Here is a 23,259-nt window from a genome sequence, read left to right as displayed (position 1 = left end):
GCCGAACGCCTGGAGAACAGGCCGGATCGGGTCCCGGGCCGGACCGATCCGGTCACGTGCGCGACAGGAACTCCCGGGTGCGCGGATGCTGCGGCGCCCCGAAGATCTGGTCGGGGTGCCCGCGCTCCAGCAGCACCCCGTCGGCCAGGAAGCAGACCGTGTCGGCGATGTCGCGGGCGAAGCCCATCTCGTGGGTGGCCAGGATCATCGTCATGCCCGACTGCTTGAGCTCGCGGATCACCCCGAGCACCTCGTTGACCAGCGTCGGGTCGAGCGCCGAGGTCACCTCGTCGAGCAGCAGCAGCCGGGGCTGCGTCGCGATGGCCCGGATGATCGCCACCCGCTGCTGCTGGCCGCCGGACAGCCGGTCGGGGTAGTCGCGCGCCTTGGACTCCAGCCCGAACCGGGTGAGGAGCTCCACCGCCTGCTCCTCGGCCTTCGCCCGGCCGACGCCGTGCACCTTGCGGGGCGCGAGGGTGATGTTGTCGAGCACGGTCATGTGCGGGAACAGGTTGTAGGCCTGGAAGACGATCCCGATCCGCTTCCGCACGTCGTCGGCGTCGGCCCGGACGTCGGTGATCTCGACACCGTCGAGGGTGATCGCGCCGTCGTCGACGGTCTCCAGCAGGTTCACGCAGCGCAGCAGGGTCGACTTCCCCGAGCCGGAGGCCCCGATGAGGCAGACGACCTCGTGGGTGTCGACGGTGAGGTCGACGCCCTTGAGGACGTCGTGGTCGCCGTACCGCTTCCAGACCCCGTCGATCGTGAGGAGGGTCATGACGCGCCTCCGCGCTGACGTGCCGCGCGGGCGGCCAGGTGGTCGGCGAAACGGGCCATCGGCACCGTCAGCGCCACGAACAGCAGCGCGGCGACGAGGTAGGGGGTGTAGTTGAAGAGGCTGGCCACGTGGATCTGCGCCTGCCGCAGCGCTTCGAGCGGGCCGAGCGCGGCCACGAGCGCGGTGTCCTTCTGGAGCGAGGCGAAGTCGTTCAGCAACGGTGGAACCACCCGGCGGACGGCCTGCGGGACGACGACGTACCGCATCGTCTGCCCGTGCGACAGCCCGAGCGACCGCGCGGCGGACCGCTGACTCGGGTGGATGGAGTCGATCCCGGATCGGAACACCTCGGCGACGTAGGCGGTGTACGACAGGATCAGCGCGATCGTGCCGAGCACGACCGGATCGCTCGGCGTGCCCTGGAGCTGGAGCGCGGGGATGCCGAACCCGACCAGGTAGACCAGCAGGATGGTCGGGATGCCGCGGAAGACATCGGTGTAGAGCACGGCCAGCGCCCGCAGCGGGAAGAACACCGGCGACCGCAACCCGCGCACCAGCGCCACCCCGAGCCCGAGCACCAGGACGATCGGCTCGGCCACCATGAAGATCGCCACGTTCAGCAGGAAGCCCCGGAGCACGTCGGGCAGCGACGTGACGAAGGCGTCCCAGTTGAAGAACAGCTCCCGCACGCGCGGCCACCCCGGCGAGGCGAGCAGCCCCACCACGATGACCACGATGACGACCACGGTCGAGAGCGTCGCCGCCGACAGCGACCGCCGCCCCTGGGCCTTGAGGAGTTTCTCGCGCTCCTTCTGGCGGTCGCTCTTGACCCAGGTGGTCGTCACGACAGTTCGGGCGCGCCCGCGGTCGAGGTCAGCCACTGCTTCTCGATCGCGGCCAGCTCACCGGAGGACTTCAGCCCGGCCAGCGCCTTGTTGACACAGCTCACGAGGGTGTTGCCCTTCTCGAAGAGCAGCCCGAACTCCTCGGGGGCGCCGCCCGACGCGGCGAACTGCCCGACGATCTTCGACCCCTCGACCTGCGCGGCGGTGACGTAGAAGGCGGTCGGCAGGTCGACCACGATGGCGTCGATCTGCTTGTTCTTCAGCGCGTTGACGGCGTCGATCTGCTGGTTGAACACGCTCGGGTCGTCCTCGGGCTGGATCACTTCCCGCACCGCCGAGAACGCGGTCGTGCCGGCCTGTACGCCGATCTTCGCGCCCTTGAGGGCCGCGAGGTTGGCGGCGGAGGCGAACTCCGAGTCGCCGAGCGAGACGACGGCCTGCTTGACCGTGTAGTAGCCGTCGGAGAAGTCGACCGCCTTCGCCCGCTCGGGCGTGATGGAGATCTGGTTGACGTCGAAGTCGAACTTCTTCGGCCCCGGCGCGAACGACGAGTCGAACGGCACCGTCTCCCACACGATCTCGCCCGGCGCGAACCCGAGCCCCTTGGCCACGGCCGCCGCCACCGCGCCCTCGAAGCCCTGCCCGTTGGCGGGGTCGTCGTCCTTGAACCACGGCTCGTACGCCGGCTTGTCGGTCCCGATGGTGAGCTTGCCTGGCGTGATCAGCTTGAGGCTCTCCTTGGCGCACGCGTCCACGGCCGAGGCCGATCCGCTGGGCGCCGCCGCCGGAGGCGTGGCCGTCTCCTGGGGCGCGCAGGCGGTCGCGAGGATGAGCACACCGGCCGCCAGAAGAAGCGAGGAACGGTGCATGAAAGAGCCTCCGGGGTCGTGCGGGTGCAACCCCCCGATGATGTCGGAAATGTCCGACCTCGGCAAATACACAAAGACGTACCGATGTCATCACATTCAGGTGATGTGGCGTCGGGGGCCGCACGATCCGATCCCAAGATGATCACGGACTCTCGGCATCGGCGCGCACAGAGCTTTCTCTTGGGGTGTGCGGCATACGTGGATCGGCCATCCCCTGACCGTGGCGGCCCTGGTGGTGCTGGTCGTCAACGACCACGTGCTGAAACAGGCGTGGCCCGGGTTGGTGACCGGAAAGCTGAGCGATGTCGCCGGGCTCGTGCTGCTGCCGGCGCTGCTCGACCTGGTGGTCCGGAACGCCGTGGTCTCGATCGCGGTCACCGGCGTCGGGTTCACGCTGGTCAAGGCGACCTCGACGGGTGCGTGGCTGGCCTCTGAGGCGTTGACGTCCCTCGCGGGGCCGTCGGTGGTGCTCGCCGATCCGGCCGACCTGCTGGCGCTGCCCGCGCTCTGGGTGGCGTGGTGGGCCTACCGGCACCAGGTTCCGGTGCGCAAGGCGGTGGTGTTCCTGCTCGTGCCGCCCACCGTGCTGGCGGTGGCGGCGACGAGCATCGCGCCGTGGGACTGGCCCTACACCGCCTACGCCGTCGAGTCGGACGGGGACGAGATCGTCGTCCACACCAGCGGCGGATACGGACACGGGTACGACCGGATCGTCTACCGGACCCGTGACGGGCTCACCTGGGACAAGTGGATCCAGCACGAGAGGGTCAGTGGCGAGTCCCACGCCTGCCGGGGAGCCACGTGTTACCGGATCGTCCCGGGTCACCTGCGGGTGGAGGAGTCCCGGGCCGGGGTGTGGACGACCGCATGGGAGATCTCCGACGCCACCCGGGACCGCCTGTTCCGGGCCTATCCCGAGCGGAACACCTTCCGGACCAACATCGATCCGAAGGAGCCGGTGGAGTCGATGTCCGTGGCCGTGACCGAGCGGCTGGTGGTGGTCGCGAACGGCGCCGACGGCATCGCCCTGCGGGACGTCCGGGGGACCTGGCACCGGCTCGGTCTCGGGCCCGACGGCTTCGACCCGGCCAGGGCGCTGCCGATGACCGTGCCGGGCCGCTACGACGTGGCGGCCCCCGTCGGGTTCGCGGCGGCGGCCGCCGCGCTGCTGGTGCTGTTCGCGGGCGCCCGCGAACCCCTGATCCTGATCGGCGGGACGATGCTGGTCGGCGGCCTGTGGCTGTCCTATCTCACCGCGGAGTCGACGCTTCTCGCCGTGCCGTTCCTGGCGCTGCTCTTCCTGCTGTTCCCGGGGGCCGGGCTGCTGGGCTTCGGGTACAGCAGGGCCCGGCCGCCCTGGCCCTTGCCGGTGCTGAGCCTGCTCGCGGGGCTGCTGGCCGGGGCGGTGGCGTGGGCCCCCTACGCCGCCTGGGGCGGCGGCCTGCTCGGGCTCTACTCCGACGCGAAGGACCTGGCGGTCACCGCCTTCCTGCTCGTGACCCTGGCCGGGATGGCCGCCTCGTTCAAAGCAAGCGCGGGGAGAAGCGCATGAACCGGCATTCGTGGATCGCCCATCCGTTGACCGTGCTGGCCCTGGTGGTCTTGGTCGTCAACGACCATCTGCTGAAGTTCACCTGGCCCGGGGTGGTCACCGGGAAGCTCAGCGACGTCGCCGGGCTGATCGTCGCGCCCGCCCTGCTCGACCTGGTGCTCCGGAACGCGAAGGTCTCCATCGCCGTCACCGGCGTCGGGTTCACGCTGGTCAAGGCCACCGAGACCGGGGCGTGGCTGGCGTCGGAGGCGTGGTCGCTGGTGTGGGGGCCGTCGGTGATCCTCGCCGACCTCACCGACCTGCTCGCCCTTCCCGCCCTGTGCGCCGCCTGGTGGGCCGCCCGCAACCCGGTGCCGGTGGGCCGGACCGTGGTCGTCCTGCTGATCCCGCCCGCCGTGCTGGCGGTGACCGCCACCTCAGCGGAGCAGACCTGGTACGCCTACAGCGCCTACAACGTGGCGGAACGGAACGGGACGATCGTCGTCCACACCCGCGGCGGCTGGGGCTACTGGGACACGGACGAACCCGTCTACGTCTCCACGGACGGCCGGACCTGGTCCGTCGTGCTGTCCCCCGCCCCGGCGGCCGTGCCGTCGCCCTCGGACTGCGACGGCGATCGCTGCTACCGGATCGTGCCCGGCAGGCTGGCGGTCGAGGAGTCGACCGGAGGCGCTTGGACCACCGCCTGGGAGGTCTCCGTCGAGGCGCAGGACCGGCTGGCGCGCGCCAACCCGCCGCAGTACCGGGAGGACCGCGAGGCGACCGAGTCATTGGGCGTCGCGGCGGTCAACGGGGTCGTGGTGGTCGCGAACGGCGGCGACGGCATCGCCGTCAGAGACACCTCGGGAGTCTGGCGTCGGGTGGGCCTCGGCGAGAACGGCTTCCGCGAGGAGAACGCCCTGCCGTTGGACGTCACGGCCGACTACGACGGCGTTCTCCCGAAGAACGCCCTGCTGGTCGCCATCGCCGCCGCGCTGCTGGCCCTGACCGTGGGGGTGCGCCGGACCAGTTTCGCCTGGGCCTCGCTGGCGGGCTGGCTGGGCTGCTGGGGAGTGCTGATGGAGCGGGACCACCGGAGCTACGGCATCGTCAACCTCGACTTCCCGATGCTGCTCGTCCTCGGCATCCCGGCCGCGGTCGTGGTGATGACGGTCTCGGCCGGCCGGGCGGCCCCTCCGCGATGGATCTGGCCCGTCGGGTGGGCCGTCGGCGGGCTCGTGTGGTCGCTGATCATGCTGCCGTTCGTGGCCTGGCGCGCGGGCTACGTGCCCACGTACGCGCAGGCCACCGTCCTGGCCGTGGTGCTCAGCTCGGTCGCGGCGGCGGGCGGGGCCTGGGTCACGTGGCGATATGGAGAACCGCCGCCCCGTTCACCCGATCCTTCGCCAGATCCGTGAGGGCGCGGTCGGCCTGGTCGAAGGGGTAGGGCGTGGTCTCGACCGTCAGCGGGTGTTCGGCGACGAGTTCCAGGAAGGCGTGGCCGTCGGCGCGGGTGTTGGCCGTCACCGACCGGAGGCCGCGCTCCTCGAACAGGTGCGTGTCGTAGTTGAGGACCGGGATGTCGGTCAGGTGGATGCCGGCCACGGCCAGCGTGCCGCCCCGGTCGAGGGCTTCCAGGGCGGTCGGCACCAGGTCGCCGACCGGGGCGAACAGGATCGCGGAGTCGAGTTTCTCGGGCGGCCGGTCGTAGGCGCCTCCCGCGCTCGCCGCGCCCAGGGAGAGGGCGAGCTTGCGGGCCTCCTCCGACCGGGTCAGCACGTGGACGGTCGCGCCCCGCTTGATCGCGATCTGGGCGGTCAGGTGGGCCGACGCGCCGAAGCCGTAGATGCCGAGCCGTCCGCCGGGCGGGACCTCGGCCCGGAGCAGCGAGCGGTAGCCGATGATTCCGGCGCACAGCAGCGGCGCGAGTTTCTCCGCCGGATAGTCGTCGGGCAGTGGATAGACATAATCGCTGGGCGCCACCATGAATTCGGCGTAACCGCCGTCGGCGTCCCAGCCGGTGTACGTCGAATTCGGGCAGAGGTTCTCATTGCCCCTCCGGCAGTACTGGCAGGTGCCGTCCGTCGACCGGAGCCAGGCCACGCCGACCCGTTCGCCGGTCTCGGCGATCCGGCCGACCGCCTGGTGGCCGGGCACGGTCCTGGGCCGGTGGGGCTCCAGCTCACCGGCGAGAAGATGCAGGTCGGTACGGCACACGCCGCACACCTCGACCTTCACGAGCACCTCGCCCGGCCCTGGCATGGGAACCGGCAGTCGGGTGAGCTCCAGCGTCCCCGGCCGGGCCACCACCCAGGCGTTCATATCCATGATTCCGACGATAGGCGTCGTCCCGCCAGGAATTGATAAAAGCTCGCCAATAGCCGCATTTGCTGACAGGTAACCAAATAGCGCGTCCTTACCATCATGATGTGGCCACAACTATGTCGAACACGACGCGCTATCTCTGCGCGGCCGGATATCTCGACACCCGGTTCCGCGAGGCGGTGCTCGGGGAACTGGTCCGCGACCCCTACCGGGGTGTGGCCCCCTCGGCGGGCGACTTCGACGTGGTCCCGGTGGTCCAGCACTGCCTGCGGGCGCGGCGGCTGATGGCGTACCGGGATCTGCTGGTCTCCCTCGTGATCGCGGCGGGGCTGGTCGTCGACTTCTGGCGGATGGTGAGCTGGCTCGTCGTGCTGGGCGGGTTCGTCTGGTTCCAGCACTCCCGCCGGGGCGGGCCGGTGGTCGTGATGGTCGTCGGGGTGCTGGTGATGACCAAGGTGCCGTGGCTGGAGGCGCTGATCAGCGGGCAGCCCGTCGAGCTGGGCGCGATACCGCTCGGGATGTCGGCGATCGCGGTCACGTTGATCGTCGTGGTCGGTTTCCGGGTCAGGGCCGGGACGATCCTGGCCCGGCGCCTGCGGGCCGGCGCCGGGACGCCCCCGATCGACAGTCCCCGGCTCGACTACCTGAGCCGGGCGCAGCACGGCAACCTCACGCTGTCGAAGCGGCCGTTCATCGGGGCGGGCCACGTCCACGAGACCTGGCCCTCGCCCGGTCTGGAGCTGCCCGAAGGCGACGACGTCTTCGTGGCGTCAGGGGTGCTCGAACCCGCGTCCCCGCTGCTCGACCACGCCCGTCCGGCCATCACCGTCGCCGAGGGGCCGCGCGGCTACCGCCGGGTGGTGCTCCAGGACGACGAGATCACCGTCACCGCGTTCCTGCGCGCCGAGGGCCGTTACGGCGAGGTCGTGGTGACCGTGCTGCCGCCGGTGGCCGACGTCTACCGGCTGGCCGACCTGCTGCCGGAAGGCCTGGTGAAGATCGCCAAAGGGGTGCTGTCGGTCCGCCGCGCCGATCTCGCCGTGGACGTCCTCCTCGCGGTCCCCCGGCTCTGCCGCCTCGCCACGACGAGACCCAGGAAGCCGGGGGTCACCTACGACTACGGGGCCCGTGTCTCCGTACGGGAACTGGGGTCAGGACCCCTCACCTGCCTGCAGGAACTCGACGTGCAGCGGCAGGTCACCCTGCTGAGGGAGCGTCTGCAGCAGCGCCCGCGGCTGTCCCGGATCATCCCTGAGAAGATCCACTGAGGTCGTATCTCTCCCGTGCCTTCGCGATCTCCTGCTGGTGGGCCTCGGTCCAGGTCACCAGGGCCTTGATCGTCTCGTGGAGGCTCTCGCCGAGCGGGGTCAGCTCGTAGTCGACCCGGGGCGGGACGACCGGGAACACGGTCCGGTTGACCAGGCCGTCGCGTTCGAGATGGCGCAGCGTGCGGGCGAGCATGCGCTGGCTGATGCCGTCGATCTCGCGCTTCAGCTCGGTGAAGCGCATCTTCTTGTTGTCGAGGAGCGCGATCACCAGCAGCGACCACTTGTCGGCGATCCGGTCGAGGATCTGCCGGACCTCGCAGTCCTCCCTGCTGTCCCACTGGAATACGTCGTAGTCAGCGCCGGTATCCCCGCAGTCCCCCGGTGTCGGTAAAGTCCCGTCTTCCATAGCCCTCGATGGTTACCCAAGATGGAGTCGCTTACAAGGGGTAACCATGACAGGGGGCTGCACATGCGCACCTGGGGTGTGCTTTTCGTCTTATGCGGGACGATCTTCATGGAGGGCGTCGACGTCGCCCTGCTGAACGTCGCCCTGCCCGCCATCCGCGCCGACCTGGGGCTGTCGACGGCGATGCTGAGCGGGGTGGTCTCGGCCTACGTGCTCGGGTTCGGGGGGTTCATCCTGCTCGGCGGGCGGGCGGCCGACATGCTGGGCCGGCGGCGGATGTTCCTGACCTGGCTGGCGATCTTCGTGCTGTTCAGCGGGCTGGGCGGGCTGGCCACCGAGGGGTGGATGCTGCTGCTCGCCCGGTTCGTCACCGGGCTGGCGGCGGCGTTCATCGCCCCGGCCGGGCTGGCCACCGAGGGGTGGATGCTGCTGCTCGCCCGGTTCGTCACCGGGCTGGCGGCGGCGTTCATCGCCCCGGCCGGGCTGTCGCTGATCACGGCGAACTTCGCCGAGGGCACGATGCGCAACCGGGCCCTGATCATCTACGGCGCGGTCGGCGGGGCCGGATACTCGCTCGGCATGGTCGCCGGGGGCGTGCTGACCTCGTTCGGCTGGCGGTGGGTGTTCTTCGCGCCGGTGATCTTCGCGGCACTGCTGCTCGCGGCGGCGATCCCGCTCATCCGCGACAACGGCGAACGCACCCGGGGCCGCTTCGACCTGGCCGGGGCGGTCACCGTGACCGCCGCGATGCTGCTGCTGATCTACGGGGTGGTCCGGCTGGAGGACCCCGACCTTTGGGCGGTGCCGATCTTCGCCGCCGGGTTCGCCCTGGTGGCGGGGTTCGTGGCCATCGAGCGCCGGGCGTCCTACCCGCTGGTCCGGCTCGGGCTGCTGAAGACGGTCTCGCGCACGAACGTCTCGGCGACCCTGTTCATGGCGTCGTTCTCGGCCTTCCAGTTCCTCGTCACGCTGCACCTCCAGGAGGAGCGCGGCTGGTCGACGCTGGAGACCGGGCTGATCATGGCCACCATGGGCGTCGACGCGATCCTCGGGCCGACCGTGACGCCCTGGCTGATCAGGAAGTACGGCACCGTCCGGGTGATCCTCGCCGGGGCGGTCGTCGGCGCGGCCGCCTATCTGCTGTTCCTGCCGACCGGGATCGACCGGGCCGCCCTGGTGATGCTGCCCGCGCTGCTGCTGGTCGGGGTGGCGTTCGCGCTGGCCTACGGGCCCTACACGATCGCGGCCACCGACGGCGTGGCCGAACGGGAGCACGGGCTGGCCGGAGGGCTGCTCTACACGTGCGTCCAGTTCGGCATGGCGCTGGGCGTCTCGGCCGCCACCGCCGTCTACGCCACCGGGTCGCTCCAGGCCGCGCTGCTGATCCCGGTCGCCGGAGCGGTGCTGGCCGCCGCCCTGGTGGGCTACCAGACCCAGTCGCGGATCTCGGGGACGTCCTCACCGGTCTCCCGGGTGTAGGCACGCGCCCGCAGGCGGGCGTCGGTCATCTCCTGGCGCAGCCCGGCGTACCGGACGCCGAGATCCTCCACCCGGTCGATCACGTCTCTGACCAGGTGGAACCGGTCGATGCCGTTGAGCATGGCCATGTCGAACGGCGTCGTGGTGGTGCCCTCCTCGCGGTAGCCGCGCACGTGGAAGTTGTCGTGGCCGGTCCTCTTGTAGGTCAGCCGGTGGATCAGCCATGGATAGCCGTGGAAGTTGAAGATGACCGGCCTGTCGGTGGTGAAGAGGGCGTCGAACTCCTGGTCCGACAGACCGTGGGGGTGCTCCCCCGGCGGTTGCAGGCGCATCAGGTCGACGACGTTGATGACGCGTACCCGCAGGTCGGGCAGTCTCTCGCGGAGGATCGAGGCGGCGGCGAGCGTCTCCAGCGTCGGCACGTCGCCCGCGCAGGCCAGCACCACGTCGGGTTCGTGCCCGGCGTCGCTGGAGGCCCAGTCGATGATGCCGAGACCGCGCGTGCAGTGGACGACCGCCTCGTCCCGGTCGAACAGGTCGAGGACCGGCTGCTTCCCGGCGACGATCACGTTGACGTAGTCACGCGAGCGGAGGCAGTGGTCGGCGACCGAGAGCAGCGTGTTGGCGTCCGGCGGCAGGTAGACCCGCACGACGGAGGCCTTCTTGTTCAGCACGACGTCGAGGAAGCCCGGGTCCTGGTGGGTGAACCCGTTGTGGTCCTGCCGCCAGACGTGGGACGACAGCAGGTAGTTGAGCGAGGCCACCGGCCGCCGCCACGGGATCTCCCGCGCGGTGTCGAGCCACTTGGCGTGCTGGTTGAACATGGCGTCGACGATGTGGATGAAGGCCTCGTAGCAGTTGAACAGCCCGTGCCGGCCGGTCAGCAGGTAGCCCTCCAGCCAGCCCTGGCACAGGTGCTCCGAGAGCACCTCCATGACCCGCCCGTCGGGCTGGAGGTTCTCGTCGACCGGGAGCACCCCCGCCTGCCACGCCTTGCCGGACGCCTCGTAGACCGCCTGGAGCCGGTTCGACGCCGTCTCGTCGGGGCCCATCAGGCGGAACGTGTGGGGGTTGGCGGCGATGACGTCGCGCAGGAACTCGCCGAGGATCCGGGTCGGCTCGGTCGACTCCGTGCCGGGCTTGCCGATCGGCACGGCGTAGTCCCGGAAGTCCGGCAGCACGAGCGGCCGCAGCAGTTCCCCGCCGTTGGCGTGGGGGTTGGCGCTCATCCGCCGCGGCCCCTTCGGGACCAGCCCGACCACCTCGGGATAGGGCCTGCCCTGGTCGTCGAAGAGCTCTTCGGGCTTGTACGACAGCATCCACTCCTGGAGCTGCTCCAGATGCTCGGCGTTGGCGCGCACCCCCGAGAGCGGCACCTGATGGGCCCGCCACGTCCCCTCGACGGGCTTCCCGTCGACCTCCTTCGGCCCGGTCCACCCCTTCGGGGTGCGCAGGATGATCATCGGGAGGTGTTCGGGGCGGGTCGCGATCTCGTTGAAGACGGCGTCCAGGGTGCTCGCCATCAGCGGGTGGACCTCGTCGGGGTCGTCGCCCTCGACGACGTAGGGGCGGTAGCCGTACCCCTCCATCAGCCGGTTCAGCTCGGCCGGCGGGATGCGGGCCAGGAACGACGGATTGGCGATCTTGTAGCCGTTGAGGTGGAGGATCGGCAGGACGACGCCGTCCTTGCGGGGATTGCGGAACTTGTTCGAGTGCCAGCTCCCGGCGAGCGGCCCGGTCTCGGCCTCGCCGTCGCCGATCACGCAGGCCACGACCAGGTCGGGGTTGTCGAACGCGGCCCCGTAGGCGTGGGCGAGCGAGTAGCCCAGTTCACCGCCCTCGTGGATGGAGCCGGGGGTCTCCGGGGCGACGTGGCTGGGGATGCCGCCGGGGAAGGAGAACTGGCGGAACAGGCGCCGCATGCCCCGGGCGTCCTGGGAGACCTCGGGGTAGATCTCGCTGTAGGTGCCCTCCAGCCACGCGTGCGCCACCGCGGCCGGGCCGCCGTGCCCGGGACCGCAGACGTAGATCATGTCCTGGTCGCGCTCGGTGATGATCCGGTTGAGGTGGGCGAAGAGGAAGTTGAGGCCCGGGGTCGTGCCCCAGTGGCCGAGCAGGCGCGGCTTGATGTGCTCCGGGCGCAGCGGCTCGGTCAGCAGCGGGTTGTCCAGCAGATAGATCTGCCCTGCCGAAAGATAGTTGGCGGCGCGCCAGTAGGCGGAGACCTGCTGCAAAGCGTCCATATTCGAGGTCTCTACCCCCGTTTGTGGGGAAGTCTCCGGATGGTGAAGGTTCTGACGGTCAACGCCGGGTCATCGAGTCTGCGCCTCAACCTGGTCCGCGGGGAGGAGGTCCTCGCCACCCACCACGTGGAACAGGCGCCCACGTCGGCGGACGCCCTGCTGGAGTTCCTCGACGAGAGGCCCGACGCGGTGGCCCACCGGCTGGTGCACGGCGGCCCGATCGTCCGGGAGCCGGTGCGGGCCTCGATCGAGCTGGTCGACCGGTTGTCGGAGATCTCCGACCTGGCCCCGCTGCACCTGCCGCCCGCGCTGAAGCTGGTCAGGGCGTCGCTGGAGGCGCTGCCGGACGTCCCCCAGGTCCTGTGCCCCGACACCGCGTTCCACGCCGGGATGCCCGAGGTCGCCGCGACCTACCCGATTCCCCTCGACTGGCGGGACCGGTTCGGCCTGCGGCGCTACGGCTTCCACGGCCTCTCCTACGCCCACGCCCTGCGCCGGACCGGTGAACTGATCGACGCCTCCCATATGGTCCTGTGCCACCTGGGCGGCGGCGCGTCGGTCTGCGCCGTCCGGGACGGCCGGTCGATGGACACCTCGATGGGGTTCACCCCTCTGGAGGGCGTCCCGATGAGCAAGCGGTCGGGCAGCGTCGATCCCGGCATGCTGCTGTGGCTCCTCGACGGCCGCCTCTCCCTGTCCGACCTGCGCGACGGGCTGGAGCGGCACTCCGGCCTGCTCGGCCTCTCGAACGGGCTCTCCGGCGACACCCGCGACCTGGTCAAGGCCGGTGACACCTTCACCCTCGACGTCTACTGCCACCGGGTGGCCCGGGAGATCGCCGCCGCCGCGACCTCCCTCGACCGCCTCGACGCCCTCGTCTTCACCGGCGAGATCGGCTGGGACCAGCCGGAGGTGCGCGAGGGGGTCTGCCGCCGCCTGGGCCTGCTGGGGGTGCGGGCGCCGGCGGGCGGGAACCGTGCCGACGACGGCGTGATCAGCACGGACGGCGTGCCGGTCCTGGTCGTCGAGACGCGGGAGGAGCTCCAGCTCGCCCGGGAGGCAGGTTTTGTTCTGACGTAGGCGGTTATGAGTCGGGAATCCCCCCAATTGGTGAGGGGACTCATGGCGCGCATGGGCTGGCCCGGATCGATCGCGATCCTGCTGATACTCGGCTTCCTGGCCATCGGCCTGCCGCTGGCCAACGCCGGACTCGTCGACGACGTCGTGCCGCTCAAGGCCGGCACGGTCGTCCAGGTCGGCCAGGAGTTCGACGGCGGCCGCCGTCCGGTCTCGATGCTGGTCCCCGGCGGGTGGTCGCTCGACGAGGGCGCGTCGTCGCTGTCGGAGGCGGTGACCCTGGTCAGCGGTGGCGCGACGGTCCAACTCGGCGTCATCGACGTGCGGGCGGCCACCCCGCAGCAGCTCTGGACCGGCCAGCACCTGATCTTCAAGGCGCAGGGCGTCCCCGTGGTGACCGAGGAGCCCACCCCGATCACCACCGAGCAGGGCGTGCCCGGCCTGGCCGGAATGATCACCATGGACGACCACATCGGCACCCAGGCCGTCTTCGCCGCTCCCGACCAGGGGGCCAGCGTGCTGGTCGCGGGGGCCCCGGGCGCCATCGCCTCGCACACCGACGACATCAGCCAGATGATCTCGTCCATCCAGTTCGCCGGGGTGAAGCAGTGACCCGCCGCCCCGCCTTCTGGGTCTGGCTGCTCGGCGTCGTGCTCGGCGTCCTGACCGTGTGGACGACGCTGGTCCCGCAGGCCCGGGTGTTCCTCGCCGGGACCCTGATCGCCCTGGGCGTGCTGGTGCCGGTCCTGCTGCTCGCGTTCTGGCTGTTCACCCGGATCCGCCCGGTGCGCGCCGCGCCGACGGGCTATTCGTGGATGGCGCTGGCCTGGGGCGGCCTGGCCGCCTTCGGAGTGGCGTTCCTGGCCAACACGGCGTTCAGCGCGATCCTCACCAAGACGACCGGCCCGCTCTTCGCCGACCGCTGGGCCGACGCCATCGCGGCCCCCCTCGACGAGGAGACGGCGAAACTCGCCGGGGTCGCCCTGATCGCGCTGATCGCCCCGTGGGTCATGACGGGCGCGCTGGCCGGTTTCGGCTACGGCGCGATCGTCGGCCTGGGTTTCCAGATCATGGAAGATTTCCTGTACGTCTTCAACACCATCATCGCGACCGGCGGCATCCAGCAGGGCGAGGACACCATCGCCTCCCTGTTCGCCCGGCTGGTCTACTCGGCCTGGTGGAGCCACTGGGCCATGACGGCGGTGGCCGGGGCCGGGCTGGGCTACGCGATCGCCCGCACCGACCGCCCGCTGGGCACCCGGGTGACGGTTGCGGTGACGGCCTGGGTGGTGGCGATGCTGATGCACGCCTGGTGGGACTCGCCGCTGCTCCCCGACTCGACCTTCGGCAAGGGAGTCCCGCTGCTGGTCATCGCGATCGTGGTGTTCATCGCGGCCCGGCACCTCGACCGGCGGTCAGTCGCGTACCGAGATCCCCAGCGCGTGAGCCATTCGTGGGGCCAGGTCGAGTAGCTGCCGCGTCGAGATCGTGGCGCCCTTGAGCGATTCGAGGCCGTCGGCGATCCCCATGCTGCGCGCCTCCCGGAAGTCGACCTTGGTGAGCTGGGCCTTGTCGAACCTGACGTCCTCCAGCTCCGACCCCGGGAAACGGACCTCCTTGAGCGTGGCGCCGGCGAAGTCGACCTCGCGGAGCAGGCAGTCTTCGAAAGTGACGTTCCTGAGCGTCGCCGACCGCAGGTTGACCGAGTCGAGCTTGCAGTTGTGGAAGGTGACCTGGTGGACCCGGGAGCCGAACATCGGCACCCCCGACATGGCCGAGGAGATGATCTCGGCGTCGAACCAGTCGGTCTCGGCCAGGTTCACCCCGATCCACCGCACGGTGTGGAACCAGACGTCGTTGTAACGGCTCCGGTCCATGCGGCTGTCGTTGAGGGTGACCTGCTGGAACACCGTCTCCATGAACCGGGCCCCGACGGTGTCGACCCCGTCGAACGTCACGTCGCGGAGGTGGACGCCGTCGTAGTCGCCCTCCCGCCCGAGCTCGCCGGTGAGGGGTTCGAGGTAGTCGGCATAGGGCAGATCACGGAGTTCGCGCGGCATCGCGCCATTCTCGCAACCTCAGCGGGCCACCACGTCGAGCCGTCCGAAGACCAGCGAGCCCGACGCCCGTGGGTTGTCGCCCGACCAGAACTCCGCCCACAGTTCCCCGAACTCGGTCCGGGACAGGTAGCCGTCGCCGTCGCCGTCGATCTCGTCGAAGACGTCGTCGGTGTCGATCGGCACGCCGGCCCACCCCACGACCAGCTGGTTGTACTCCCGTGCGGAGATCAGGCCGTCGCCGTTCACGTCGACCGCGTCGAACATCGACAGGGCCGTGGTCGCCATGGCGTGGGGCATCTGGTCGAGGCGGTCGACGATCAGCATCACGTCGTCGAGGGTCACCCGGCCGTCGCCGTCGCGGTCGGCGGTGAGGAGGGTGCCCCACCAGCCCATCATGATCGAGTGGATGCGTCCCTTCGGCTGTCCCTGGATGGCCGCCCACCGGCTCGCCAGCGCCTCGAAGTCGGCCTCGGTCAGAAAACCGTCGCCGTCGACGTCCATCGCGCGGAAGACACCTGTGATCTTGCGGTACTGAAACTTGGTAGCCATCGGCCACTCCCTTCACGGGTGGGGGACCTTGATGGTCACCAACCCGGGCGAGCGGCCACGATGACACCCTCAGTGACAGTTCTCTTACTGCGAGTGATTCGCGGTGAAGTCCATGATCTGGCGCCAGGAATCGGCGCAGGCCTCGGCCCATTCGGCGAACGAGCGGTCGAAGAACGAGTGAGGGGCGCCGTCATAAATGACAGACGTGTTGGGTGTGCCCGCCGCGTCGAGGGCGGCGGTGAAACCGTCGAACTCCTCTTCGGTCGAGGCCGTGTCGGCGCCGCCGCGCAGCAGCAGGATGGGAGCCCCCGGCGTCGCCGGCACCTCGCCGACGCGGCGGATCGCGCCGTAGAAGCCGATCGCGCCGGCCAGGCCGCTGCCGTGGGCGCCCAGCCGCCACGAGTGGGAGCCGCCGAAGCAGAAGCCGGTGGTGAAGACGGGCGCGGGCAGCTGCGCGCGGGCGGCGGCGACGTCCATGTCGACCTGCTCAGGCGTCACCTGGGCGACGTGGGGCTGCCAGTCGAAGTCCTCGCCGCGGTCGTCGGTCTCGGCCGTACGGCCGAAATAGTCGATGGCGATGGTGTGAAAACCGGCTTCGGCGAAGCGGACGGCCAGGTCCCGGTAGTAGGGGTGGAGCCCGCGGATGTCCGGCAGGATGATCATCGAGCGCCCGTTGAGCTCGGCCGGTTCGGCCCGGTAGGCCAGGACGCGGGTGCCGTCTTCGCTGGTCAGCGTGGTCTGCTCATGAGAGGCGACCGCCCCGGCCACCGGCGGCGCAGGCGGCCTGCTGTCGGTGCTGTGACACATGGGGCGATCTTGTCACACGGGTTTCGGCAGGCCGCCGATGACCATCCCGATCAGCTGGTGGAAGCTGTCGTCGATGCCGTAGGGCAGGCCGAAACCCCCGGCGGCCTCCAGGGTGACGAAACCGTGGATGGCGGCCCGCAGCGCGCGGGTGGCGTGGATGGCCTGCTCGCCTTCCAGGCCGTAGGAGCGCAGCGTGGCCAGGGCGATGTCGACGAGTCTCTGGCCGGCCTTCGACAGGTTCGGCGAGGCGGTCTGGATCATGGCGGCGTACCGGCCGGGGTGCTCGTGGGCGTAGCCGCGCCAGGCGTCGGCGAAGGCGCGCAGCGCGTCTTCGCCCGACCGGCCCGCGACCGCGGCGTAGCCCCGGTCGGCGAGCTCGCCCATCACCCTGATCGACACCAGCTCGGCGAGCTCGGCCAGGTTGCGGACGTGCTTGTAGAGCGAGGGCGTGGCGACGCCCGCCCTGGCCGCGACCGCCGACAGGGTCACGGCGGCCGGGCCGTGCTCGTCGACGATCGCCAGGGCGAGGTCGACGACGATCTCGGGCGTCAGGCCCGCCCTAGCCACGCGTGTGCTCCGCGAGGAACGGCAGCACGGCGTCGGCGACCAGGCCGGGGAACTGCGCGTGGGGGTAGTGGCCCGCGCCGGGGATCATGGCGACGCTCCCACTGGGGATCGTGGCGACGATGCCGTCGGCCTCGGCCCTCGGGTCGGTCCAGTCGGGGTCGCGGTCGCCCATGACGACGAGGGCCGGCGCCTTGAGCAGCGGCAGCTTCTTGTCGGCGTCCAGGGGCGCGCTCATGCCCATCTTCGCGACGACGTCCATGTGCAGGGTCGGCTCCAGCGCAGTCAGGTAGGCCTGCCAGTCGGCGGGCTTCACGCCCGGGTAGGCGTGGGCGAGGTACTTCTTCCACAGGCGCACGCTGCGGAAGGCGGCGGTGCCCATGAGCAGCATCATCCCGCGCCGGTGGTGGCCGTCGCGCAGCAGCGCCCCGAAGTCGACCTTCTGCGCCCGGGTGAACGGCCCGACCAGCACGACCGCCCTGACCAGGTCGGGCGCGTCGACCGCCGCGATGGTGGCCGCCCCACCGGCGAACGAGTGCCCCACGATCACGGCCGGGCCGCCGAGCGCGCGGACGACCGCGAGCAGGTCCCCCGCCGTGTCCGTACGCGAGTAGGAGGCCCACCCGGTCGACGAGTCGCCGTGTCCGCGCAGGTCGACCGAGGCGACCCGGTATCCGGCCGCGACCAGCTCCGGCGCCAGGAACCGGAAGGCCCTGCGGCTGTCGCCCATCCCGTGGGCCAGCACCACCAGGGGGCCCTCGCCCTCGATCTCGTACGCGATCCGGCCGCCGTCGTGCTCCACATAGCTAATGTTCATAGCTTTAAAGCTAATGTCATTAGCCAGCCGAGTCAAGTGCCCGGACCGACAGCCACCCGACGAACGCGAACGCCACCGCCGACGCGGCCAGCAGCCGGACGCTCAGCCCCGCCGGGTCGGGCCACGCGTTCAGCGCCACGATCGCGACGGCCGCCCCCGCGCAGGTCGCGGCGGCGAGCCGGTTCCGTTCCCGGGCGAACCGGCGCAGGTGGACCAGGCACGCGATGGTCAGCGCGCCGAAGGCGACGACCGGGCCGAGGGTGTGGACCAGGCCGTGCCAGCTCATCTCGGGCGCGCCCTCGGGGGCCCCGGGCGGGAACCCCGCGCCCGCGTCGGTCGGGAAGACGCCGCCGATGATCAGGCCGACGCCGAGCAGGCCGACCAGGATCGGGCCCCACGTCCCACCCGAAGTCCGGCGCAGGCCGGCCGCGCAGGCGACGAAGAGCGCGCCGGTGACCACGAAGTTGGCGATCTGGACCCAGCCCGCCGGGCCCAGGCTGAGCAGGCTGATCGGGTGCCTGCCGAGGTCGTAGCCCTCGCGGGTGACAGCCTGGATCAGGCAGACCGCGACGAACAGCGGCCCGGCGGCGATCCCGCAGATCAGGAGTCCTCTGGTGGACATGTCTCCTCCTTGGATGAGTGGGAGGAGACGTCGGAGCCGCCGCCCCTGACCGGACATCAGGTCAGGCGGGCGGCCCGGCTCTGGAGGTAGCGCTGTCGCGGCAGGCTCGTCGAGGCCTCCGCCGCTTCCAGGTAGGCCGCCCGCGCCGCCGCGAGATCGCCGGCCATCTCCAGCAGGTGCGCCCGCACGCCCGTCACCCGGTGGTCGACCGGCTCGATCGAGGCCAGCGCCGCCAGACCGGCCTCGGCGCCCTCGCTCATGGCCACCGCCACCACCCGGTTCAGCGCCACGACCGGGGTCGGGGCGATCCGGAGGAGCAGGTCGTACAGGGCGCGGATCTGGGGCCAGTCGGTGTCCCCCGCCGTGGGGGCCTCGTCGTGGAGGGCGGCGATGGCGGCCTGGAGCTGGTAGGGGCCGGTGTCGCCGCGGGGCAGCGCCTCCTCCAGCAGCGCCACGCCCTCGGCGATCTGGTCGCGGTCCCACTTCGCGCGGTCCTGTTCGTCCATGGGAATCAGGACCCCGCCCGGCCCGGTGCGGGCGTGGCGGCGGGCGTCGGTGAGGAGCATCAGGGACAGCAGGCCGGCCACCTCGCCGTCGCCCGGGAGGGTGCGGCGGAGCATGCGGGCCAGCCGGATCGCCTCCCCGGCCAGTTCGACCCGTTGCAGGTCGGGGCCCGAGGTGGTCGCGTAGCCCTCGTTGAAGATCAGGTAGAGGACGTGCAGGACCGCGCCCAGGCGTTCGGCCCGGTCGCGGGGGAGGCCGAAACTCTGGCCCTTGACGGTCTGCTTCGCGCGGGTGATGCGGCGGGTCATGGTCGCCTCGGGCACCAGGAAGGCGCGGGCGATCTCCGCCGTGGTCAGGCCGCCGACCGCGCGCAGCGTCAACGCGATCTGGGACGCCGGGGACAGCGAGGGGTGGCAGCACATGAACAGCAGGACCAGGGTGTCGTCGCCGGCGGCGGGCGGGTCGGCCGGGACGGGGGTCCAGCGGGCCACCGCCTCCTCGCGTTCGCGGCGGGCCTGCTGGCTGCGCAGCAGGTCGGTCAGCCGCCGGGACGCGACCGTGATCAGCCACGCCTTCGGGTCGTCCGGCAGTCCGTCGGCGGGCCACCGCGTGGAGGCGGCCAGCAGCGCCTCCTGGACGGCGTCCTCGGCGGTGTCGAAGTGGCCGTACCGGCGCACCAGGGCGGCGAGGACCTGCGGCGCGTGGTCGCGCAGCAGGTCCTCCACGTCTCGCGGCGAGCTCACTCGACCATGTCGTCGAAGTGTTCCATGATCGGCCGCACGTCGACGTACTGCCCTTCGCCCTCCGGGCCGGGGGTGTCGGCGAGCCGCGCGGCGATCTCGGTGGCCCGGTCGAAGCTCGCCGTCTCGACGATCGTGTAGCCGACCAGGACCTCCTGGGTCTCCGGATAGGGGCCGTCGGTGACGACAGGAACCCCGCCCTTCAGCGAGATGCGCCGCGCGTGGACCGGCGCGGACAGGCCCTTGGCGTCGACGAACTCGCCCGACTCGATCAGGTCGTTGTTCCACTTCTCCATGAACGCGTGCATCTCGGCCACCTCGGGGCCGCCGGTCGCCATGGCGTCGAAGTCACGCTGTGAGCCGTACAGCATGATCATGTATTTCATGATCTGTTCTCCCTTCGCTCACCGGATACGTCGGAGCCGGGGGCTGCCGCCGGACACGTCCTGACGACAAAATACGGGGCATGACGGAGGTCACATTCACCCATGTCGGCGGCCCGACGTTACTCATCGAGTTCGAGGGTCTCCGGTTGCTCACCGATCCGACCTTCGACGCGCCCGGCCGGACCTACAACTTCGGCTGGGGCACCTCGTCGACCAAGGTCGCCGGCCCCGCGCTCTCTCCCGAGGAGATCGGCCCGGTCGACGCGGTCCTGCTCACCCACGACCACCACGACGACAACCTCGACGCCGCCGGACGCGCCTTCCTGAAGGACGTCCCGCTCGTCGTCACCACCGCCTCGGGGGCGACCCGGATCGGCGGGACCGGGCTCACTCCCGGCCGGTCGACCACCCTGAACGGCGTCACGATCACCGCCACCCCCTGCCGCCACGGGCCGCCGCTGAGCCACCCCATCGTCGGCGACGTCATCGGCTTCGCCCTCGAATGGCCGGGCCAGACGCACGGCCCGTTGTGGATCACCGGTGACACGGTCCTGTACGCCCCCGTGCGCGAGACCGCCCGCAGACTGAAGCCCGGCACGGTCGTCCTCCATCTCGGCGGCGTGCGGTTCCCGATCACCGGGCCGCTGCGCTACACGATGACCGGGCGCGACGCGGCGACCCTGCTCGGCGACATGGATCCGGCCAACGTGTTCGCGGTGCACTGGGAGGGCTGGTCGCACTTCAAGGACGGCCGGGAGGGGATCGTCCAGGCGCGGGTGCCGGTCACCTGGTTCCCCATGGGCGAGCCGCTGACGGTGGAGGTCTAGTTTCGCGGCATACATCTGGGGCATTCGCCCGATATGCGAGTAATCGTGGTAGGGGCGACCGGCAACGTCGGAACCAGCGTCGTCAAGGCGCTGGAATCGGATCCCAAGATCACCTCGATCGTGGGGGTGGCCCGGCGGCTGCCCGGATCGCGGGGTGAGAAGACCACCTACCGCGCGGCGGACATCTCCACCGACGACCTGGTGGAGATCTTCTCCGGCGCCGACGTCGTCATCCACCTCGGCTGGCTGTTCCACCCGATGCGCAACCCCGTCCGCACCTGGCGCAACAACGTCCTGGGCGGGATCCGGGTCTTCGACGCGGTCGCCGAGGCGAAGGTCCCCGCGCTGGTCTACGCCTCGTCCGTCGGCGCCTACTCACCCGGCGCCCTCGTGGACGAGAACTGGCCCACCGACGGCTGGCCCGGCGCGCCCTACGGCCGCGAGAAGGCCTACCTGGAGCGGGTGCTGGACGTCTTCGAGCGCGACCACCCCGGCATCCGGGTGGTGCGGATGCGGCCCGGGTTCATCTTCAAGCGCGAGGCCTCCACGCAGCAGCGACGGCTGTTCGTCGGCCCGTTCGCGCCGCAGCCTGGCCGGATCCCGATCGTGCCGGACATCGACGGCCTGCACCTCCAGATCCTGCACACCGAGGACGCCGCCCAGGCCTACCACCTGGCGGCCACCCGCCCGGTGAAGGGCGCCTTCAACATCGCCGCCGAGCCGGTGCTCGACATGCGCATGGTGGCCGACCTGCTCGAAGCACGGCTGGTGCCGGTGCCGGCCCCGCTGGCACGGGCCTTCATGGCCGCCGCCTACCGGCTCCGGCTGATCCCGATGACGCCGGGGATGCTGGAGATCGCCCTCACCATCCCGGTCATGGACACCTCCCGGGCCCGCGAGGAACTGGGCTGGAAGCCCCGGTACGACGCCCAGGAGGCGATCCTCGCGTTCGTGGCCGGCCTCCGTGAGGGGGCGGGAACGGACACCGCGCCCCTCAGACCGGAGGAGGGCCTGAAGGGCCGCGCCCGCGAGGTGACGACGGGCATCGGCCAGCGGCCCTGAGCGCTCAGCCGCCGACCCCGGCGGGGACCGGGGCGTCCTCCTTCTCCACCGTCTCGCGCAGCGGGGCGGGGCGGAAGAACAGGGTGGCGATCACGCCGAGCGCGGCGATGCCGGCCGAGACCAGGAAGATGTGGCCGGTGGCGTCGGCGAACGCCACGGGGAGCGGGTGTCCTTCGCGGACCCCGGCCGCCACCTGGTTGGCCAGGATCGCGCCCAGGATCGACACGCCGATGGTGCCGCCGAGGGAGCGGAAGAACGTGATCGCGCCGCTGGCCGCGCCCAGGTCGTGCAGGGCGACGGTGTTCTGCATGGCGAGCACGAGGTTCTGCATGGCCATGCCGACCCCTGTGCCGACCAGGACCATCGACGGGATGATCAGCCAGATCGACGTGTTGTGGTCGATCAGCGACAGGCCCAGGAAGCCGACGGTGAGGATGCCCGCGCCCGCGATGATCCAGGGGCGGACCCGGCCGGTGCGGGAGATGACCTGGCCCGAGATGGTCGAGGAGAGCAGCACGCCGACCATCAGCGGGATGGTCATCAGCCCGGCCTCGGTGGGCGAGAAGCCCCGGCCGACCTGGTAGTACTGCCCGAGGAACACCGCGCCGCCGAACATGGCCATGCCGACCGCGAGGCTGGCCAGGATGGCCAGCGCGGGCGTGCGCTGCCTGATCACGTGGAGCGGGACGACCGGCTCCTTGGCCCGCGACTCGACCCACAGGGCCGCGCTCAGGATGACCACGACGCCGCCGACCATGACGCCGGTCTGCCAGGAGATCCAGGCGAACGAGTTGTCGACGAAGGTGATCCAGATCAGCAGCAGGCTGACCCCGGCCGCGATGAGGGTCGCCCCCGCGTAGTCGATGACCACGCCCTCGCGGCGGACGGTCTCGATCTTCAGGGTCTTGAACAGCAGCGCCCAGGCGACCACGCAGAACGGCACCGAGATGAAGAAGCACCAGCGCCAGCCGAGCCAGTCGGTGTCGGCGATGAGGCCGCCGAGCAGCGGGCCGCCGACGGTCGCGACGGCCATCACGCCGCCGAGGTAGCCGTTGTACCTGCCCCGCTCCTTGGGCGGGATGATCGCCGCGATGATCACCTGGACCAGCACCTGGAGCGCGCCCATGCCGAGCCCCTGGACGGCCCGGAAGCCGATCAGCTGGGCGGTGTTCTGCGCGAATCCGCAGGCCACCGAGCCGACCAGGAAGAGCACGACGGCGACCTGGAGAAGGGTCTTCTTGTTGTAGAGGTCGGCGAGGCGGCCCCAGATCGGGGTGGAGGCGGTCGCGGTCAGCAGGGAGGCGGTGACCACCCAGGTGTACTGCGACTGCGTCCCCTTCAGGGCGGTGATGATCTGCGGGAGCGCGACCGAGACGATCGTGCTGCTGATCATCGCGACGAAGAGCACGAGGAGGAGCCCGCTCAGGGCCTCCAAGATTTGGCGGTGATTTTTGCTCACATGGCAACTTTACCCACTGCGCAAATTTGCGCGCACAGTAG

The 23,259-nt window shown here is 70.7% G+C and carries 24 protein-coding genes; 9 read left to right on the top strand and 15 right to left on the bottom strand.

The features are described 5' to 3' along the window. Positions 1-52 precede the first annotated feature (52 nt). The 3 genes from AW270_RS04450 to AW270_RS04440 are packed head-to-tail and all read right to left on the bottom strand — an operon-like array spanning position 53 to position 2,492. Entirely contained in the window at positions 53-778 is a 726-nt protein-coding gene (locus tag AW270_RS04450) for an amino acid ABC transporter ATP-binding protein (RefSeq protein ID WP_061290885.1), read from the bottom strand. After that, a complete protein-coding gene (locus AW270_RS04445; RefSeq protein ID WP_245674563.1) occupies positions 775-1,659 on the bottom strand; it encodes an amino acid ABC transporter permease in 885 nt (294 codons plus the stop codon). The genes AW270_RS04450 and AW270_RS04445 overlap by 4 nt, the downstream gene beginning before the upstream one ends. Then, complete coding sequence (locus tag AW270_RS04440; RefSeq protein WP_061290884.1) at positions 1,620-2,492, bottom strand: ABC transporter substrate-binding protein; 873 nt, start codon at positions 2,490-2,492, stop codon at positions 1,620-1,622. The genes AW270_RS04445 and AW270_RS04440 overlap by 40 nt, the downstream gene beginning before the upstream one ends. Positions 2,493-2,679: 187 nt before the next feature. On the opposite strand from AW270_RS04440, the gene AW270_RS04435 reads away from it, so the two are divergent. Then, complete coding sequence (locus AW270_RS04435; protein ID WP_157521691.1) at positions 2,680-4,044, top strand: hypothetical protein; 1,365 nt, start codon at positions 2,680-2,682, stop codon at positions 4,042-4,044. Then, positions 4,041-5,441 (top strand): hypothetical protein, encoded by a 1,401-nt coding sequence (locus tag AW270_RS38470; protein WP_061290881.1) that lies wholly within the window; start codon positions 4,041-4,043, stop codon positions 5,439-5,441. Before AW270_RS04435 ends, AW270_RS38470 begins: the two co-directional genes overlap by 4 nt. Here AW270_RS38470 and AW270_RS04425 read toward each other — a convergent pair. After that, positions 5,383-6,351 carry a zinc-dependent alcohol dehydrogenase family protein gene (locus AW270_RS04425; protein WP_369408973.1) on the bottom strand — a complete coding sequence of 323 codons (969 nt, stop codon included), beginning with the start codon at positions 6,349-6,351 and terminating at the stop codon, positions 5,383-5,385. The two genes, AW270_RS38470 and AW270_RS04425, sit on opposite strands and share 59 nt — an antisense overlap. 101 nt (positions 6,352-6,452) lie before the next feature. On the opposite strand from AW270_RS04425, the gene AW270_RS04420 reads away from it, so the two are divergent. Then, the gene (locus tag AW270_RS04420; RefSeq protein WP_157521690.1) at positions 6,453-7,616 is read left to right on the top strand and encodes an AbeC-like domain-containing protein; all 1,164 of its coding nucleotides are present in this window, start codon (positions 6,453-6,455) and stop codon (positions 7,614-7,616) included. Here the strand turns inward: AW270_RS04420 and AW270_RS04415 are convergent. Then, positions 7,594-8,022, bottom strand: a complete 429-nt coding sequence (locus tag AW270_RS04415) for a winged helix-turn-helix transcriptional regulator (protein ID WP_061290874.1) — start codon at positions 8,020-8,022, stop codon at positions 7,594-7,596. The genes AW270_RS04420 and AW270_RS04415 overlap by 23 nt on opposite strands. Before the next feature lie 63 nt (positions 8,023-8,085). Between AW270_RS04415 and AW270_RS04410 the strand changes: the two genes are divergently transcribed. Continuing rightward, positions 8,086-9,501, top strand: a complete 1,416-nt coding sequence (locus AW270_RS04410; RefSeq protein WP_245674562.1) for an MFS transporter — start codon at positions 8,086-8,088, stop codon at positions 9,499-9,501. Here AW270_RS04410 and AW270_RS04405 read toward each other — a convergent pair. Next, complete coding sequence (locus tag AW270_RS04405) at positions 9,447-11,744, bottom strand: phosphoketolase family protein (protein WP_061290870.1); 2,298 nt, start codon at positions 11,742-11,744, stop codon at positions 9,447-9,449. The genes AW270_RS04410 and AW270_RS04405 overlap by 55 nt on opposite strands. A gap of 39 nt (positions 11,745-11,783) precedes the next feature. Here AW270_RS04405 and AW270_RS04400 point away from each other — a divergent pair, with 39 nt between their 5' ends. Genes AW270_RS04400 through AW270_RS04390 form a run of 3 tightly spaced genes read left to right on the top strand, consistent with a single transcriptional unit; the run spans position 11,784 to position 14,293 of the window. Further along, on the top strand, positions 11,784-12,824 hold the full coding sequence (locus AW270_RS04400) for an acetate/propionate family kinase (protein WP_061290868.1): 1,041 nt from the start codon (positions 11,784-11,786) through the stop codon (positions 12,822-12,824). Positions 12,825-12,875: 51 nt separating this feature from the next. Further along, positions 12,876-13,433: a hypothetical protein gene (locus tag AW270_RS04395; RefSeq protein WP_157521689.1), complete on the top strand. Its 558-nt coding sequence runs from the start codon at positions 12,876-12,878 to the stop codon at positions 13,431-13,433. Next, on the top strand, positions 13,430-14,293 hold the full coding sequence (locus AW270_RS04390) for a PrsW family intramembrane metalloprotease (protein ID WP_061290864.1): 864 nt from the start codon (positions 13,430-13,432) through the stop codon (positions 14,291-14,293). Before AW270_RS04395 ends, AW270_RS04390 begins: the two co-directional genes overlap by 4 nt. On the opposite strand, the gene AW270_RS04385 is transcribed toward AW270_RS04390, so the two are convergent. From AW270_RS04385 to AW270_RS04350, 8 genes are all read right to left on the bottom strand, one after another. After that, complete coding sequence (locus AW270_RS04385) at positions 14,237-14,881, bottom strand: pentapeptide repeat-containing protein (protein WP_061290862.1); 645 nt, start codon at positions 14,879-14,881, stop codon at positions 14,237-14,239. The genes AW270_RS04390 and AW270_RS04385 overlap by 57 nt on opposite strands. An 18-nt stretch (positions 14,882-14,899) precedes the next feature. After that, positions 14,900-15,430, bottom strand: coding sequence for an EF-hand domain-containing protein (locus tag AW270_RS04380; protein WP_061290860.1), 531 nt, complete (start codon positions 15,428-15,430; stop codon positions 14,900-14,902). A gap of 84 nt (positions 15,431-15,514) precedes the next feature. Next, a complete protein-coding gene (locus AW270_RS04375; protein WP_061290859.1) occupies positions 15,515-16,237 on the bottom strand; it encodes a dienelactone hydrolase family protein in 723 nt (240 codons plus the stop codon). A gap of 12 nt (positions 16,238-16,249) precedes the next feature. After that, positions 16,250-16,804 carry a TetR/AcrR family transcriptional regulator gene (locus tag AW270_RS04370; RefSeq protein WP_061290857.1) on the bottom strand — a complete coding sequence of 185 codons (555 nt, stop codon included), beginning with the start codon at positions 16,802-16,804 and terminating at the stop codon, positions 16,250-16,252. Then, positions 16,797-17,618 (bottom strand): alpha/beta fold hydrolase, encoded by an 822-nt coding sequence (locus AW270_RS04365; protein WP_061290855.1) that lies wholly within the window; start codon positions 17,616-17,618, stop codon positions 16,797-16,799. The genes AW270_RS04370 and AW270_RS04365 overlap by 8 nt, the downstream gene beginning before the upstream one ends. Before the next feature lie 19 nt (positions 17,619-17,637). Beyond that, entirely contained in the window at positions 17,638-18,240 is a 603-nt protein-coding gene (locus AW270_RS04360) for a DUF998 domain-containing protein (protein ID WP_061290853.1), read from the bottom strand. 56 nt (positions 18,241-18,296) lie between these two features. Next, positions 18,297-19,487 (bottom strand): RNA polymerase sigma factor, encoded by a 1,191-nt coding sequence (locus AW270_RS04355; protein ID WP_061290851.1) that lies wholly within the window; start codon positions 19,485-19,487, stop codon positions 18,297-18,299. Beyond that, on the bottom strand, positions 19,484-19,870 hold the full coding sequence (locus tag AW270_RS04350) for a YciI family protein (protein WP_061290849.1): 387 nt from the start codon (positions 19,868-19,870) through the stop codon (positions 19,484-19,486). Before AW270_RS04350 ends, AW270_RS04355 begins: the two co-directional genes overlap by 4 nt. Positions 19,871-19,950: 80 nt before the next feature. Between AW270_RS04350 and AW270_RS04345 the strand changes: the two genes are divergently transcribed. Next, a complete protein-coding gene (locus AW270_RS04345) occupies positions 19,951-20,697 on the top strand; it encodes an MBL fold metallo-hydrolase (protein WP_061290847.1) in 747 nt (248 codons plus the stop codon). A 33-nt stretch (positions 20,698-20,730) separates the two neighbouring features. Then, the gene (locus AW270_RS04340) at positions 20,731-21,759 is read left to right on the top strand and encodes an NAD-dependent epimerase/dehydratase family protein (RefSeq protein ID WP_061290845.1); all 1,029 of its coding nucleotides are present in this window, start codon (positions 20,731-20,733) and stop codon (positions 21,757-21,759) included. A gap of 4 nt (positions 21,760-21,763) precedes the next feature. Here AW270_RS04340 and AW270_RS04335 read toward each other — a convergent pair whose 3' ends face one another. Continuing rightward, the gene (locus AW270_RS04335) at positions 21,764-23,218 is read right to left on the bottom strand and encodes an MDR family MFS transporter (RefSeq protein WP_061290843.1); all 1,455 of its coding nucleotides are present in this window, start codon (positions 23,216-23,218) and stop codon (positions 21,764-21,766) included. Positions 23,219-23,259: the final 41 nt, after the last annotated feature.

The organism is Herbidospora cretacea (genome assembly GCF_001570605.1).
GTDB lineage: Bacteria > Actinomycetota > Actinomycetes > Streptosporangiales > Streptosporangiaceae > Herbidospora > Herbidospora cretacea.
This window is presented reverse-complemented; position numbering and strand designations above follow the sequence as displayed.